Origin of the sequence: Saxibacter everestensis, from assembly GCF_025787225.1 — a bacterium.
Lineage (GTDB): Bacteria > Actinomycetota > Actinomycetes > Actinomycetales > Brevibacteriaceae > Saxibacter > Saxibacter everestensis.
Map to the genome: position 1 here is coordinate 3,556,395 of NZ_CP090958.1, position 14,510 is coordinate 3,570,904.

General features: G+C 63.9%; 16 protein-coding genes. 7 read left to right on the forward strand and 9 right to left on the reverse strand.

All coding sequences use genetic code 11. The annotated features are described in order from the left end of the window. Positions 1-42: 42 nt before the first annotated feature. The 3 genes from LWF01_RS16790 to LWF01_RS16800 all read right to left on the reverse strand — a co-directional run bounded on the left by LWF01_RS16790 (position 43) and on the right by LWF01_RS16800 (position 2,272). On the reverse strand, positions 43-534 hold the full coding sequence (locus LWF01_RS16790) for an Asp23/Gls24 family envelope stress response protein (protein WP_349638519.1): 492 nt from the start codon (positions 532-534) through the stop codon (positions 43-45). Positions 535-687: 153 nt separating this feature from the next. Continuing rightward, entirely contained in the window at positions 688-984 is a 297-nt protein-coding gene (locus tag LWF01_RS16795; protein WP_349638520.1) for a DUF4235 domain-containing protein, read from the reverse strand. Between the two features lie 193 nt (positions 985-1,177). After that, the gene (locus tag LWF01_RS16800; protein ID WP_349638521.1) at positions 1,178-2,272 is read right to left on the reverse strand and encodes a YihY/virulence factor BrkB family protein; all 1,095 of its coding nucleotides are present in this window, start codon (positions 2,270-2,272) and stop codon (positions 1,178-1,180) included. Between the two features lie 224 nt (positions 2,273-2,496). Here LWF01_RS16800 and LWF01_RS16805 point away from each other — a divergent pair, with 224 nt between their 5' ends. After that, on the forward strand, positions 2,497-2,748 hold the full coding sequence (locus LWF01_RS16805; protein ID WP_349638522.1) for a hypothetical protein: 252 nt from the start codon (positions 2,497-2,499) through the stop codon (positions 2,746-2,748). A gap of 111 nt (positions 2,749-2,859) precedes the next feature. Here the strand turns inward: LWF01_RS16805 and LWF01_RS16810 are convergent, their stop codons facing one another. Further along, on the reverse strand, positions 2,860-3,621 hold the full coding sequence (locus tag LWF01_RS16810) for a GntR family transcriptional regulator (RefSeq protein ID WP_349638523.1): 762 nt from the start codon (positions 3,619-3,621) through the stop codon (positions 2,860-2,862). A gap of 160 nt (positions 3,622-3,781) precedes the next feature. Between LWF01_RS16810 and iolC the strand changes: the two genes are divergently transcribed. The 6 genes from iolC (at position 3,782) to LWF01_RS16840 (ending at position 10,622) form a co-directional block, all read left to right on the forward strand. Beyond that, positions 3,782-4,741: a 5-dehydro-2-deoxygluconokinase gene (gene iolC, locus LWF01_RS16815; protein WP_349638524.1), complete on the forward strand. Its 960-nt coding sequence runs from the start codon at positions 3,782-3,784 to the stop codon at positions 4,739-4,741. 1 nt (position 4,742) lies between these two features. Then, positions 4,743-5,660: a class I fructose-bisphosphate aldolase gene (locus tag LWF01_RS16820; protein WP_349638525.1), complete on the forward strand. Its 918-nt coding sequence runs from the start codon at positions 4,743-4,745 to the stop codon at positions 5,658-5,660. Between the two features lie 38 nt (positions 5,661-5,698). Continuing rightward, complete coding sequence (gene iolB, locus LWF01_RS16825; RefSeq protein WP_349638526.1) at positions 5,699-6,622, forward strand: 5-deoxy-glucuronate isomerase; 924 nt, start codon at positions 5,699-5,701, stop codon at positions 6,620-6,622. After that, on the forward strand, positions 6,619-8,532 hold the full coding sequence (gene iolD / locus LWF01_RS16830) for a 3D-(3,5/4)-trihydroxycyclohexane-1,2-dione acylhydrolase (decyclizing) (RefSeq protein WP_349638527.1): 1,914 nt from the start codon (positions 6,619-6,621) through the stop codon (positions 8,530-8,532). The genes iolB and iolD overlap by 4 nt, the downstream gene beginning before the upstream one ends. A gap of 95 nt (positions 8,533-8,627) precedes the next feature. Next, positions 8,628-9,569 (forward strand): sugar phosphate isomerase/epimerase family protein, encoded by a 942-nt coding sequence (locus LWF01_RS16835; protein ID WP_349638528.1) that lies wholly within the window; start codon positions 8,628-8,630, stop codon positions 9,567-9,569. Positions 9,570-9,605: 36 nt separating this feature from the next. Beyond that, complete coding sequence (locus tag LWF01_RS16840) at positions 9,606-10,622, forward strand: Gfo/Idh/MocA family protein (RefSeq protein WP_349638529.1); 1,017 nt, start codon at positions 9,606-9,608, stop codon at positions 10,620-10,622. Between the two features lie 94 nt (positions 10,623-10,716). Here the strand turns inward: LWF01_RS16840 and LWF01_RS16845 are convergent, their stop codons facing one another. The 5 genes from LWF01_RS16845 to alc all read right to left on the reverse strand — a co-directional run bounded on the left by LWF01_RS16845 (position 10,717) and on the right by alc (position 14,427). Then, positions 10,717-11,727, reverse strand: a complete 1,011-nt coding sequence (locus tag LWF01_RS16845; RefSeq protein ID WP_349638530.1) for a DUF418 domain-containing protein — start codon at positions 11,725-11,727, stop codon at positions 10,717-10,719. A gap of 57 nt (positions 11,728-11,784) precedes the next feature. Beyond that, positions 11,785-12,282 (reverse strand): hypothetical protein, encoded by a 498-nt coding sequence (locus tag LWF01_RS16850; protein WP_349638531.1) that lies wholly within the window; start codon positions 12,280-12,282, stop codon positions 11,785-11,787. Between the two features lie 190 nt (positions 12,283-12,472). Continuing rightward, a complete protein-coding gene (locus LWF01_RS16855) occupies positions 12,473-13,003 on the reverse strand; it encodes a CGNR zinc finger domain-containing protein (protein WP_349638532.1) in 531 nt (176 codons plus the stop codon). 99 nt (positions 13,004-13,102) lie between these two features. Continuing rightward, positions 13,103-13,306 carry a hypothetical protein gene (locus tag LWF01_RS16860; RefSeq protein ID WP_349640949.1) on the reverse strand — a complete coding sequence of 68 codons (204 nt, stop codon included), beginning with the start codon at positions 13,304-13,306 and terminating at the stop codon, positions 13,103-13,105. An 86-nt stretch (positions 13,307-13,392) separates the two neighbouring features. Next, a complete protein-coding gene (gene alc, locus LWF01_RS16865) occupies positions 13,393-14,427 on the reverse strand; it encodes an allantoicase (protein WP_349638533.1) in 1,035 nt (344 codons plus the stop codon). Between the last annotated feature and the right edge of the window lie 83 nt (positions 14,428-14,510).

Below are 14,510 nucleotides of genomic sequence, written 5' to 3' on the forward strand. Positions count from 1 at the left end.
GTAAGTAGAGCCTTCACCGAAAGAGGTGAGGACGGGACGATCTCATTCGAGCCGATCGGCTGGCTCCCTGTTTAGATCTTCGTCGTCCTCATCTGGCAGATGGACGTCGGTGACGTTCACATTGACCTCAATAACTTCGAGGCCGGTTGCGTGCTCAACCGACTGAACAACATTGCGCCGAATTGCCTGGCTCACCTCGACAATCGACGTGCCGTACTCGACAACGATGCTGACGTCGATTGCGGTCTGTCGCTCGCCCTTTTCAACCGATACTCCGCCGGCGACGTTTGTCTGCGAACCAGGGATACGCTCGGTCAGGTTGTTGAACGCCCGCCGCGCGGCTGTGCCCATTGCGAAGACGCCGGGCACCTCCCGGGTGGCCATGCCCGCCAGCTTTTGAACCACGCTTTCCGCGATGGTTGTGTCGCCCTGTTCGGTGTGCAGAGCATCGAGCTTTTTGGCCGGCTCGACCGGTGAGTTTTGCGTCTGCTCCTCCGGCGTTGAACGAACCGTATTGCTCTGGGTGTCGGCCATGAGAACTGCTCCTTTAGTGCGAGATTGAGTGCTGCTGACATAGGTAAAGACGCGCCCGCCGACAAAACGTCACGACAATCTCGAAACTTTTTTCGCGACTCGCAAAAGCTCCCGGCACTTTTAGTGCCGGGAGCTGATGGCGCGTGGTGCGATTCAATCGCCGGGCCACTCACCGAACCATTTCTGGAAAGCCCGCGCGCCACCCCGGTCAACGAGCGCTTTTACCGTGCCAAATATGGCGCCCTGAATTGCCGCGGCGAGCAACACATCGCGGACCCGGTACTCAGACTCGAGAGCTTTTGGCGCATCCTCGTTATTGCCGGGAGCGGCCCGTTTCCACACTTGTTTGAAAACCTGGCCGGCCAGAATGCCGGCGATGACGCTGCTTACCAGACCGATGGGGCGGTACAGCAGCTTTGCGGATTTGCTACCGGATTCTTCCCGAACCATCGGTGAGACCCTTCTACGTGTGCTGGATGTGAATTGCGTTGAACCTGGCTCTGCAATGACCTCTGTCTTTCCCCGACATGCCATCTCGACCGTTGCCCTGGTCCGTCAGCGTCTGGTTCTAGTACCGTTCCCGCAAACGGGTCGGCTAAACACGTGGTTCACCATCCGGCAAGGACAGTCGCGGGCTCGTGAGCTATTTCTCCGAGGATGAGTCGCGCTCATCCGATGAGGAGCCACGGTCGGCCTGTTCACGCAGGCTGCGGCCCCGGGCGAGATCCTTTTCGTCTTTCTTGGCTGCCTTTTTGATCTGCCTGGTGTCTCGGGGCGGCAACTGAATACTCTCCTCGGCTGGAATACCGGCCTGCAGTTCGCGTCCCCGCTCGATTTCGGCATCGAACTCCGCACCGAACAGTAGCGCCAGATTAGTAATCCACAGCCACAGCAGGAAGACAATGACACCGCCGAGCGAACCATACGTCTTGTTGTAATTGGAGAAGTTCGCCACGTAGAACGCGAACCCGGTCGAGGCAAGGATCCAGACGATTATCCCGACGACCGCTCCGACACTGATCCAGCGGAACTTGGGCTGCCGCACATTCGGCGTTGCGTGATAGAGCAACGCGACGATGGCGATCACGACGATCAGCAGCACCGGCCATTTGACGATGTTCCACACCAGCAAGATTCCGCCGCCCAATCCCAGCGCGTCGCCGATCGCCTGCGCCACCGGGCCGGAGACCGCCAGCAGAATCCCGGCGATCGCGATCAGGATGACGATAACGAGGGTGATAAGCAGCTGCACCGGTCGCAGCTTCCACACCGGGCGGCCCTCGTCCGTCTCGTAGATCCGGTTCATGGCCCGGCCGAACCCGCCAACGTATCCCGATGCCGACCAGAGAGCGCCCGCAATTCCCACGATGAGGGCAAGCCCCGCCGCCGGAGCGCTAGTCAGCGATTCCAGCGGGCCACGCACTGTGTTGATGGTGTCGGCGGGCGCCAAGCCGGACAGCAGGCCCAGCACGGCATCGGTTGTTTGCTGCGCCTGCCCCACCACACCAAGCAGTGACACTATCGCCAGCAGCGCGGGGAACAGGGAAAGCGTCGCGTAGTACGTCAGGCTCGCGGCAAGATCGAGACACTGATCCTTGGTGAATTCACGGAAAGTCTTACGAATTATGTAGGACCATGACGGTTTAGTCAGGTCCGTCGGTGCATCTGGTTTACGCGAGTCCTCAGGCGGTGGAGCATCGGTCTGGGAACCCGCCCGGCTTTCATCGGCGGTGCTCACGGCTTGTCCTCTGCTTTGAGTTTTCGGCCACCTGCTCGACCTACCACAAGATAAACCACAATCCTTCGGCCCGCGCAAGACATTCACACTTGATTCGCTGACTCAGGTTTACCTCGACCATTTGAGGGTATGGCTACCGGCGTCAATCACATCCACGAGACGGCCGGGTGACGCGCTCGGCTGGCAGGGAGCGATAGAAGATGGCATCAAGCCCAAAACAGCCCGTGACCGACAACAGTCTGACGGTCCGCCAGCTCAGTCACTATCAGTTCAGCTGGGTAGCCGGCGATCCCGGAAAAGCGGGTACCTGGACGCTGCAGCTCGTTCTGGATCAGGGAGCCTGGGAAGAGGTCCTGACCATAAATGCCGATGACGCCGACAATCTGCAGGACATCCTCTCCACTGCAGACACAGTGTTCTACGACGTCAAGCGGCGCACCCTGCTGTTCGGCACAACGCCGGCCGGCCACCACTGAGTGGTTCCAGGCAGCCGGCAGGCTCAGGCGAAACGGTCCGGTATCTGCCCTAACACCCCGGTCATTGCATACGACCTGGGCAAGAAAGCGGACCGTTTCGCGTGAGGGCCGCTACTTCGCCACGAGGGTAGTCTCGAAGCTGTACATATCGGGGCGGTAGCAGTGATGGCCGTACTCGACTGCATGCCCGGATGCATCGAATGCGACCCGCTCCATCGTCAGCACCGGTCCGCCCCGATCTATATCGAGTAGTTCGCACTCGTCGCCGCGTGCACTGCGGGCACCGATCTTCTGCTGCGCAACGCGAATGGCGACTCCCCGCGCGCGCAACAGCTGGTACAGGCCCTTCTGCTCCAACTGCTCCGTCGTGATGTTGCTGAACTCGATCGGCAGGTAGTTCGTGAGCACGGCGACCGGCACCCCATCGGTGCTGCGACGCCTACGCAAGTGCACGACATCCGACCCGGCGTCGATGCCCAACCGCAGCGCAACCGCAGCGTCCGCCGGCGCCACCTCGTGGACCAGCACGTCCGTCCCCGGCGTGTGGTGAGTGCTCGTGAGGTCTTCGTAAAGGCTGGTCAACTCGACCGGCCGAGTGACCGCACCCTGAACCACCTGAGTGCCGATCCCGCGGCGACGCACCAACAATCCCTTGTCGACCAGTTCCTGAATCGCGCGGCGCACCGTAGGGCGGGAGAGACCCAGCCGGTGCCCGATCGCTATCTCGTTCTCAAGCCGGGCACCGGTTGGGATAGTTCCGGTTTGGATCGCACTCTCAAGCCGGTTGGCGACCTGGAAGTAAAGCGGCACCGGGCCGGTGCGGTCAAGATCGGCAAACAGCTCGTCGGGCCAGAACACCTCGCCTGCGGCCATGCCGTCCTCCGATACGCGGTGATGAGTATGTCCCGACAATCGTATGTCCTCCTTCAGTGGCCGACATGGCGAGAGCTCGACGCTTGTGTCGAAAGTGTTATTGTTAGGACAATTGAAAACCAGGCGGCCGCCAGAACCAGAAAGGGTCGTTCGACGGAGTATGACAGAGCAGTCTCTTCTTCTTGACGTTCTCGCGCTGGGCCGCCTGGGCGTCGACCTTTACCCGCTGCAGGACGGCGTCGGCCTCGAGGACGTCTCGACCTTCGGCAAGTATCTCGGCGGCAGCGCAGCGAACGTCTCGGTCGCAGCTGCCCGCCACGGCCACCGCGTCGGGCTTGTTTCCCGCGTCGGAGACGATCCATTCGGCCGGTATCTGCTGAGGGAGCTCGGCCAGTTGGGAGTCGACAATCGCTTCGTGGCGACCGACCCGAGGTACAAGACGCCGATCACCTTCTGCGAGATCTTCCCACCGGATGATTTCCCGCTGTACTTCTACCGCGAGCCCAAGGCGCCCGACCTGGAGATTTCGGAAGCCCAGATCGACGCCGAGGCAGTACGCACGGCGCGCATTCTCTGGTTCACGGTCACTGGCCTCAGCCAGGAGCCGAGCCGTGGAAGCCATCACGCCGCGCTCGCCGCCCGTGCGGGCGCAGCCGGTGACACAGTCATCGACCTCGACTACCGGCCGATGTTCTGGGCGACTCCCGCCGAGGCGGCAACGCAGATCGCCAAGGTACTGGAGCACGCAACGGTCGCCGTCGGTAACCGCGAGGAATGCGAGGTCGCGGTCGGGGAGGCCGAGCCGGAGCGCGCGGCCGACGCCATACTGGAGCGCGGCGTCCGGCTCGCGATCGTGAAGCAGGGGCCGAAAGGCGTGCTCGCCAAGACCGCAGACGAGACAGTTGAGGTGCCACAGCACTCAGTCGACGTCATCAACGGCCTGGGCGCCGGTGATGCCTTCGGCGGCGCATTGTGCCACGGCCTGCTGAACGGCTGGGATCTGGAACGCACGCTGCGTTTCGCGAACATAGCAGGAGCCATAGTGGCATCGCGGCGTGAATGTTCGACGGCGATGCCGACTTCGGCCGAAGTCGACGAACTCATCGGTTTGGGCGCTTGAGATGACCACCGCCGGCACCCGGCCAGGAGCGCACCGCACCTTGGCGCCCGCAGACTTCGAACAACTCCGGACGCTTCGTGCGTCACGGCCCGAGGAGATCGCGAAGGCGCTCGCGACCCGGACTCGCCGCGAGATACTGCGGGGCGACGGGCGGCTGTTCATCATCGCGGCCGACCATCCCGCCCGCGGTGCCCTCGCTGTCGGATCGAACTCGACGGCAATGGCCGACCGCTACGACCTGCTCGACCGACTCGCCGTCGCTTTGCGATGTCCTGGCGTCGACGGCGTGCTCGGCACGCCCGACATCATCGACGACCTCGCCGCTCTCGGTCTGTTGAACGACAAGATCATCGTCGGCTCGATGAACCGCGGCGGCCTCCGCGGTGCGTCATTCGAGCTCGACGACCGTTACACGGGATACGACGTCGACACCATGATCGCGTCTGGCATCGACTTCGCGAAGACACTCATCCGGGTGGGGCTCGATGACGCCGCGACCGCACCGACGTTGGAGGCGACGGCACGGGCAGTGACTGAGTCGGCCCGTGCCGGCCTGCCCATCATGCTCGAGCCGTTCATGAGTTACTGGCAGGGCGGGCGCATCGCCAACGATCTGTCGACCGACGCGGTCATCCAGTCTGTCGCGATCGCGTCCGGGCTCGGGGCATCAAGTGCCTACACCTGGATGAAGCTGCCCGTCGTCAAGAACATGGCGCGCGTCATGGCCGCGACGACGATGCCGACCCTCCTGCTCGGCGGCGATTCCGGTACCGAGCCCGACGAGACCTTCGCCTCCTGGGAGGACGCCCTGGCGCTTCCCGGCGTGCGCGGGCTTACCGTGGGACGCACGCTGCTGTATCCGCCGGACGACGATGTTGCGAGCGCCGTGAATACAGCGGCGAGGCTCGTACATTTCTAGAACGTCCCAGTCCGAACTACCCCGAAGGAGGGACAGGAATGACCCGCTGGTTCCACGAGCGTGGATCGCTCGCCCAGGACGGTTGGGAGAGCGTGATTGACGGCTCGCTTCCCGGCTGGGAGCACACCGGCCTCCGGGTCGCCCGACTCGCCTCCGGTGACCAGGTGGCCCTGGACACGAACGGTGTCGAGCGGATCATCGTGCCGCTTGCGGGCTCATTCACGGTGACGCACGCCGAGGCGGGCACCGAGATCGTCACCGAGCTCGCGGGCCGGGCCAGCGTTTTCGACGGCCCCACCGACGTGCTCTACCTCTCGGCGGCGGCGACAGCAAGGATAACGGGCACCGGCCGCGTCGCCGTGGCAACATCACCGACGTCCGACCTTCGTCCGACTCGCCACATTGCCGCCGCCGAGACGCCGGTGGAACTGCGCGGTGCCGGCACGTCCAGCCGTCAGGTGCACAACTTCGGCACGCCCGGCACGCTCGATGCCGCGCGACTCATCGTGTGCGAGGTAATCACGCCGCACGGCAACTGGTCGTCCTATCCGCCTCACAAACACGACGAACAGGTGCCCGGCCACGAGTCACAGCTCGAGGAGATCTACTATTTCGAGGCCGAGCCCACCCGCGGAGCGACAGCGCCCGACCCGGACGCCGCCTTCGGGATGTTCAGCACGTACTCGTCGCCCGCGGGTGACATCGACATACACGCGATGGTGCGCACCGGGGACGTCGCACTCGTGCCCTACGGTTTCCATGGACCAGCCGTTGCCGCACCCGGGTATGACCTCTACTACCTCAACGTGATGGCAGGGCCCGGCGCGGAGCGGGCCTGGCTGATCAGCGACGACCCGGCGCACGGCTGGGTGCGCGACCTCTGGACCGACGAGGCGGTCGACCCGCGGCTGCCCTACGTCGGCTTAGAGGATGGCAGCGACCAGGAAGGTACCAGCCGATGACCACGACGAGTCGGATGACAGTCGCGCAGGCGCTCGTCGAGTTCCTGGCCCGCCAGTGGACAGTCGACGGCGACGTGCGCGAACGCACTATTCCCGGCATGTTCGGCATCTTCGGGCACGGCAATGTGGCGGGGATAGGTCAGGCGCTGAAGCAGGCCAACATCACCGACCCCGAGCTGATGCCGTACCACCAGGCTCGCAACGAGCAAGCGATGGTGCACCAGTCGGTCGGCTACGCCCGGATGCACCGGCGCCGCGCCACCTTCGCATCCACTGCGTCCGTCGGGCCGGGCGCCAGCAACATGCTCACCGGTGCGGCCCTGGCCACCGCCAACCGGCTGCCGGCACTGCTGCTGCCGAGCGATACATTCGCCACCCGCGTGGCCGATCCCGTGCTGCAACAACTGGAACTGCCGCACGATATCGGCATCACCGTGAACGACGCCTTCCGCCCACTCTCTCGCTTCTTCGACAGGGTGCAGCGCCCGGAGCAGCTGTTCTCGATCGCACTCGCCGCGATGCGCGTGCTGACCGACCCGGCGGAGACCGGGGCGGTCACGATCGCGCTTCCCGAGGACGTGCAGGCCGAGGCACTCGACGTGCCCGCGGAGTTCCTGCACGAGCGGGAGTGGCACATCCGTCGTCCGCTTCCCGAGCACGGACCGCTGTCTCGTGCGGTGGCCGCGATCCGCGGGGCGAAGCGACCGTTCATCATCGCCGGCGGCGGTGTGCTCTACTCATCGGCCGAGGATCAGCTGCGCACCTTCGCCGAGGCCACCGGCATTCCGGTCGGCACCACGCAGGCGGGCGGCGGATCGCTGGCGTGGGATCACCCGCAGAACGTCGGAGGCGTCGGAGCAACCGGCAGCACGGCGGCGAACCGGCTGGCCGCCGATGCCGATCTGGTAATCGGGATCGGCACGCGCTACAGCGACTTCACCACCGCATCGCGCACGGCGTTCCAGCATCCCGACATCGCGTTCGTCAACGTCAACGTCGCCTCGTTCGACGCCTACAAACACGGCACGCAGCTGCCCGTGATCGCAGACGCGCGCGAGGCCTTGACAGCACTCACCGGGGAACTCTCCGGTCATCGCGTCGAGCCCGGTTATGCGGAGCGCATCGCAGGTGAGAAGGCAGACTGGGACGCGGCCGTCGACGCGGCATTCGCGCCATCCGGGCTCGCCGTGCCCGGTCAGCCAGAGATCATCGGAGCGGTGCAGCAGATCAGCGCACCGGAGGACGTGATCGTGCAGGCCGCGGGTTCGCTGCCCGGCGACCTGCACAAGCTGTGGCGGGTGCGCGACCCGCTCGGTTACCACGTCGAGTACGCCTACTCCTGCATGGGCTACGAGATCGCCGGCGGTCTCGGTGCAAAGCGCGGGGCCCTGGCTGACGGATCCAGCCGCGACGTCATCGTGATGGTCGGCGACGGTTCGTACCTGATGCTCAATTCCGAGCTCGTGACAGCCGTGGCCGAAGGGATCAAGCTCACCGTGGTGCTGATTCAGAACCATGGCTATGCGTCGATCGGGCACCTGTCCGAGGCGGTGGGAACCGAGCGCTTCGGCACGAAGTACCGCGCCTACGATCCATTGGCCCGCAACTTCCAGGGCGACGAGTTGCTGCCGGTGGATCTGGCGATGAATGCCCGCAGCTACGGAATGGACGTCATCGAGGTGGCGTCAGGGCCAAATGCGATCGACGACCTGAAGGCCGCGGTCGCCCGCGCGAAGGCATCGGATACGTCGACCCTGATCCAGATCGACAGCGATCCACTGATCTACGCCCCCGACGGCGAAGGGTGGTGGGACGTGCCCGTCGCGGAGGCATCGACCCTGCCATCGACGCAGCGGGCGCGCAGCGAGTACCTCGAACAGCGATCCCGGCAGAAGCCGCTCCTCGGCTGAACTGACAGATTCTCGGCCAGGTGACAGGTTCTCGGCTGATTGAGAGATTCTCGGCCGGGTGACAGGTTCTCGGCCGATTGAGAGATAAGGACACCATGACAGACACCGCCGTCAATCGCCCCGCCGCGGGCAAGCCGGGGCTGCGCATCGGTACTGCCCCCGACTCCTGGGGGGTGTGGTTCCCGGATGACCCGAAGCAGGTTCCGTGGCAGCGCTTTCTCGACGAAGTCGTTGACGCAGGGTACTCGTGGATCGAACTCGGTCCCTACGGGTACTTGCCCACCGATCCGCATCAGCTGGAGGATGAGCTCGGCTCCCGGGGTCTCAAGCTATCGGCCGGCACAGTGTTCACCGGCTTCCACAAGGGTGAGGACCAGTGGCAGCGCGCGTGGGACCAGGCGCTCGCCGTCGCCGGCCTCGCCGCCAAGCTCGGCGCCGAGCACCTCGTGGTGATCCCCGACCTGTGGCGTAGCGACGCGACGAGCGAGGTGCTGGAGTCCCGCACCCTCACCGACGAGCAATGGGCGAAGCTAGCCGCCGGCCACGATCGGCTCGGCAAGGCACTACTGGAGGAGTTCGGCGTGAAGCAGCAGTTCCACTCCCACGCCGACAGCCACATCGGCACCACCCGCGAGGTGCTGCGCTTTCTCGATGAGACCGACCCGCGATACACCAACCTCTGCCTGGACACCGGCCATTTCGCCTACTACGGCGGCGACAGCGTGAAGCTCATCGAACAGCGTCCGGAACGAATCGGGTACCTGCATCTCAAGCAGGTGGATCCCTCGCTGCTGTTCGACGTGCTGAAGAACGACGTGCCGTTCGCTACCGCAGTCGCACAGGGCATCATGATCGAGCCGCCGCACGGTGTGCCCGAGCTGGCACCCGTCATCGAGGAGACGGCGAAGATCGATACCGACATATTCGCGATCATCGAGCAGGACATGTACGGCTGCGAACTGGACCGGCCCTTGCCGATCGCCCGCCGCACCCGCGAGCACATCTTCGGCTGCACGCACCTCGCACGCATCCGGTGACGGACAAGAACTCTAAAACGAACGGGAGAACGCAGGATGAGTAACGAACTCCGGGTGGGTGTCGTCGGGGCCGGGGCCATGGGTGCCGACCACATTGCGCGCATCACCCACCGGACCAGCGGCGCCGCCGTCTCGGCCATCATCGAGCCCAACCCGGACCGCGCGGCAGCGGCGGCGGAGTCTGCGCCGGGCACCGCTACCTTCACCCGCATCGAGGACGCGATCGACGCCGGTACGGTCGATGCCGTGCTCGTCGCTACGCCTGGCCAGTTCCATTTCCCGGTGCTCGAGCCCGCGCTCGACGCACGGCTTCCGATCCTGTGCGAGAAGCCGCTGACCCAGGACTCCACATCGTCCTGGGCCGTGTTGGAGCAGGAACAGAAGCTCGATCGGCCTCACATCCAGGTCGGCTTTATGCGCCGCTTCGACCCGGAGTACCGAGCGCTCCGCGACGTGATCGCGGCGGGCGACGCGGGAGAACTGCTCATGCTGCACTGCATACACCGGAACCCCTCGGTGCCGGAGAGCTATCTGCAGCGAATGCTGATCACCGATTCGGTCGTGCACGAGTTCGACGTGGTGCCCTGGCTGGCGGGCTCACCGATCAAGACGGTCGAGGTGAAGTTCCCGCGGCGCAACACTCTCGCTCCCGAAAGGCTGCGCGAGCCGATTCTTGTCCTGATGGAGCTCGAGAACGGCGTGCTTGTCGACGTGGAGATGAATGTCAGCGTGCAATTCGGCTACCAGGTCGCGGCGGAAGCGGTCTTCGAGAGCGGCATCGCCCATATCGGCCAGCCATCGGGCCTGCAGCTCTGGCAGGGCGGCCGGGTCTCAACCGCCGAGCACACCAGCTTCGTGACGCGTTTCGCCGACGCCTACGATGCCGAAGTGCAGCGCTGGGTCGACGCGGTGCGCGCCGGCACGCTCGTTGACGGTCCGAACGCGTGGGATGGCTATCTCGTCTCGCGCGCGTGCGAGGCTGGGATCGCGGCCCTCGAGGGGGGCGGCATCCAATCGATCGATGCGCCGGCGCGACCGTCGTTCTATGCCTGAAGCGAGGCCTGAGGCGGCGCATTCACCCGAAACGGTCCACAATGCCGGCGCGGTATGCCTACTTAAGGAGATTGCGGACCGTTTCGCTTCCGGACTAGGCGCTGGCGGGATTCCGAATCGGCACCAGCCGGCACCAGGTGACGGTGCGCCACGCCCATTCCAGTGGTCCGTACCTGAAAAAGCGAAGCCAGATCGAGCTGAACGCCCACTGGACGACGATGATCACCGCCGCCGTGCCGAAATACGCGCCCCAGGGGTACGAGTTTCGGTAGTCGATGAATGTCGTGCTGAGCAAAACGAGCAGGGTCGCCGCGATGTAGTTGGTCAGCGCAAGCCGCCCAAGCGGAGCGAGGGCACGCGTAAGGAAGGCTGCTACCGGAGTGTGCATCAGCAGAGCAATCAACAGGCAGTAGGTGAGCGCGATTGCCAGCCCGGCAGCGCCGGCGAGGGTCTCATTGCCCAAGTTCTCCGCCGTGGCTTGGCCCAGGAACAGCGGTACCGAGATGGCAAGCGATATGACGGCGCAGGTCGCCGCGAGCCGCCGGTTCCCGGTTATCCGGCCGATCACGCCGTACCGCTGGATTGCCAGGCCGAGCAGGAAAAGTCCCGGAATACTGATCAGTCCGCCGCCCGCCACCACGCTTGCGATAAGCAAACCGGCACCGGCCAGCAGAATCCAGATCCTCGGCAGCCATGAGGCCGGGAGTAGAACGACGATGCCAACTATGGAATAGGGCAAGAGGGCTTCTCCCGGCTGGAGAAGATGATGAGCCACACCGAGGACGCCCAGCATCAGCAATCGACGTAGTAGCACAAGCCGCGGGGACACGCCCCGCCGCTTCGCCGAGTCCAGGATCATGGCGAATCCGACGCCGAAGAGCAGGGAGAAGATCGGGAAGAATCGTTCATCGACCAGCAGCCCAAGCCAACGGCTCGGCGCTTGCGGCTCGTACTCGGCCACATCGATACCCATCAACGTGATCTGGCCGATGTTCGCCAACAGGATTCCGCACAGGGCGAATCCGCGTAGGACGTCGAGGGTAACGATGCGAGCTGGTGAAGTTGCGCCCGATGTTACCTCGGGCGTCTGGTGTGCAATAGTCATGAGTCCTTACCCGACAAGAGCCTGGGTGCGTGTGCGTCTCTCCGGCATTTCGGAGTACTACTTGTAGACGGTGGGCTGGTCTTCGATCTCGACGACGTTCAGCTCAGGGACGAAGGCCCGAATCGTGTCGCCATCGATGGCGATCGACCAGTCGTCACAGGCGACCGTGGCCTTCGTCTCGGTGCCAGGTTCCCACCAGTCAGCCTTCAGCGTGGCGTGGTCGAGCGAATCGTCGACCTGTTTCGGCGCGTCATCCTTGGCAAGCTCGGTGCAGCTTTCCGGAAGTGCCTTCGGGTCGCCGGTCAGGACGATGATGCGTTCATTGCCGGTGGTCCGCTTGACTTGCTTGATCTGCTTCGCGTCGTCAGGCACCCAGGCGGGAAGAGCCTTGGCCTGTTTTCCCTCGGCGCCGGTTTCGAACTCATACGACTTGGTGTGTCCGTTGCCGCGCTCCTGCAGTGAGTCGGCGACATCGCATCCTGTGAGCGATGCGCCCGCGGCGGCGATGATCAGTGTGAGTGGTAGGGCCTTCATGAGCGTGCTGCGTGTGTTCATACAACTAACGCTATTTCGGTGCGCGCCGGCGGTGATCAGCCCACGAACTGATTGCCGTCAGACCTCAGTACCAACTCGCAAAGGCCCCCACCCCTCTTTGGGCGGACCGACTAGGTGTCGTCGGCCGACCGTGCGAGTAGCGCCGATGATGGCGACCTGTGGCGACTCGGCGGCCGGGACTCGGCTACGTCTACCGGGCCTGCCCGAGGGCTTGCCGCGACCGATGACGCCTGACAGCGTCGCGGTTGGCGCATGGGTTGGAGCAGTACCGCTGGGACCCGGGACGAGAGAAATCGGCAAACACCTTGCGGCAGGTCAGGTCGGCGCAGCGGCTGAGCCGTTGTATTCCACGGTTGACGAAGTGCAGGGCGGTGCCGGCGCTGATGAAGGCGGTGATGACGCGGGGGCTCGGCAGCTCCAGCGAACGAAAGTGCAGATGCCAACCGTCCCCGGCGTGGTTCGTGATGCTTGGTGTCTGGGTATGCAGCGCGAGCAGGGCGTTGAGCGTATTGGCTCTGCCCTCAGGCTCGGCGATATCTGCAAGTGTTGCCCACTCGTCGATGAATTCCCTGACATAGGAAACGCCATCTATCGAATCGTTGGGCAGCAACAGACCCGCTTCCTGACAGTACGACCTGATCTTCGACATCGACGTCGGTGCCGCGTTCGCCAGAACAACGCCGAGTTTGACGGCTCCTTCGCCGTAAGGGTTTACATGCATAAGGGCATTACACCACCGTGGTGGCATGGACGCAATCAACGTATGGACCGTGGTCTCCACCCATCAGACAACCGACGGAACTATTAGCTACGCGAAAAATCACGATGGCGAGTGGGTTGTGCTGCAGGACCGGGGCGAGACGGGCATCATCGGCACCACCGGGAATAGCTGCCACTTGCCGAATGCGGTAGATGGATGCGATAGCCCAAACCTGAGGGTTGAGCCGATGGACAGGTCATCTGCAGACAGATACCCGTGCTGATCGTTGAGTGAATGGACTGTCCCGGCATCCGGCCCGTCAATCTTTGGGTTTCAACACCCGAGCCGAAAAACTAAACCGACGACTAGTCAACAATGTTGCGTTAGCTACCTGAAACCAGGGATACCTTTCAACTGCTGTGAGCCCGCCAGCAGTCCGCGGCAGCGGCGCGGGCGTCATCGCTCACCTCGCCCCAGAGCCGAAAGCGGCTCAGGCCACCGTCGGGGTAAACGTCGAGCCGGACATGTGTAGCTTCCATGGATTGCTCAGCCAAGAAGCGCTGGCGGGTGTCTGGTAGTACGGCACGCTTGGCAAGCACGTCCGTCCAGACGGCACTGTCGAGATCACCGTCGCTAACGTCGGCTGCCGAAACCCGAGCCCAACCTGGGGCGTTGCCAACGAAGTATTGAGTGTCGACTTCGAGGTGGCGGATGGTGCCGCGATGGCCGAGAGCGAAAACCGCGAAGTCGTTGCCATCCTCGCGACGTCGGGCGTTTTCCCAGCCGTCGCCCATGTTTTGGGCTCGTCCGGGCATTATGACCTGCGCCGGGGACGAATAAAAGGCGTCAGAGGTGCGCACAAGGCGTCCTCCGTTCTCAGCAGCTATCAGGTCGACGGTGCCGCTGAGAAACCGAGGGTCGGCCACGACTTCGCCGTGGACGCGGAGACGGGCAACGCCGCCGTCCGGATAGATCGACAGCCGCACGTGACTCCACCAGCGTTGGTCGGAGACCTGGAAGTAGTTTTTACTGTCGCCCACCGAGGTCGATTTGGCCACCAGCGTCGACCACTTTGCCGTCGCAAGCTCTTCCGCGGACAGGTAGGCATCCGAGGCGAGAGCCTCGATTGAGATAAAAGGCGGGTAGTTGCCCCGGAACCATGCAGTGTCGACGACGACCCCGCGGATTACGCCTGGTGTGCCTAAACGTACGATCGCCCAGTCGTTGCCCGGTTGCCGTCTACGGCGGGTTTCCCACCCGTCGTAGACCTTGCCCTTGTGACCGAAGTCGGCTTGATCAAACGATGGTGCCCAAGGGTTAATGAGGTTCTCCCGCTGGGCGAAGAGTTCGTCGTTTGCGCTGACAACGCTGGCGCCGAGCTGGCGGGATGCCAGGTCAGTCAGCAAGGTGAACGCGGGGGCGCTCTCATCTACGTAGTGACTCATGTGTGTCCTTGTCGCTTGGACGTCCGGTTGGGGACGTCGGTGATGTCCCTGATCGCTGGCTGACCGACGCAAGATGCCGCTCG

Bases quoted from the DNA above. Each gene is read 5' to 3' on its own strand.
- LWF01_RS16790 (WP_349638519.1), bottom strand. From the start codon at position 534: ATGGCCGACACCCAGAGCAATACGGTTCGTTCAACGCCGGAGGAGCAG.
- LWF01_RS16795 (WP_349638520.1), bottom strand. From the start codon at position 984: ATGGTTCGGGAAGAATCCGGTAGCAAATCCGCAAAGCTGCTGTACCGC.
- LWF01_RS16810 (WP_349638523.1), bottom strand. From the start codon at position 3,621: ATGGCCGCAGGCGAGGTGTTCTGGCCCGACGAGCTGTTTGCCGATCTT.
- iolC (WP_349638524.1), top strand. From the start codon at position 3,782: ATGACAGAGCAGTCTCTTCTTCTTGACGTTCTCGCGCTGGGCCGCCTG.
- LWF01_RS16820 (WP_349638525.1), top strand. From the start codon at position 4,743: ATGACCACCGCCGGCACCCGGCCAGGAGCGCACCGCACCTTGGCGCCC.
- iolB (WP_349638526.1), top strand. From the start codon at position 5,699: ATGACCCGCTGGTTCCACGAGCGTGGATCGCTCGCCCAGGACGGTTGG.
- iolD (WP_349638527.1), top strand. From the start codon at position 6,619: ATGACCACGACGAGTCGGATGACAGTCGCGCAGGCGCTCGTCGAGTTC.
- LWF01_RS16835 (WP_349638528.1), top strand. From the start codon at position 8,628: ATGACAGACACCGCCGTCAATCGCCCCGCCGCGGGCAAGCCGGGGCTG.
- LWF01_RS16840 (WP_349638529.1), top strand. From the start codon at position 9,606: ATGAGTAACGAACTCCGGGTGGGTGTCGTCGGGGCCGGGGCCATGGGT.
- LWF01_RS16845 (WP_349638530.1), bottom strand. From the start codon at position 11,727: ATGACTATTGCACACCAGACGCCCGAGGTAACATCGGGCGCAACTTCA.
- LWF01_RS16850 (WP_349638531.1), bottom strand. From the start codon at position 12,282: ATGAACACACGCAGCACGCTCATGAAGGCCCTACCACTCACACTGATC.
- LWF01_RS16855 (WP_349638532.1), bottom strand. From the start codon at position 13,003: ATGCATGTAAACCCTTACGGCGAAGGAGCCGTCAAACTCGGCGTTGTT.
- alc (WP_349638533.1), bottom strand. From the start codon at position 14,427: ATGAGTCACTACGTAGATGAGAGCGCCCCCGCGTTCACCTTGCTGACT.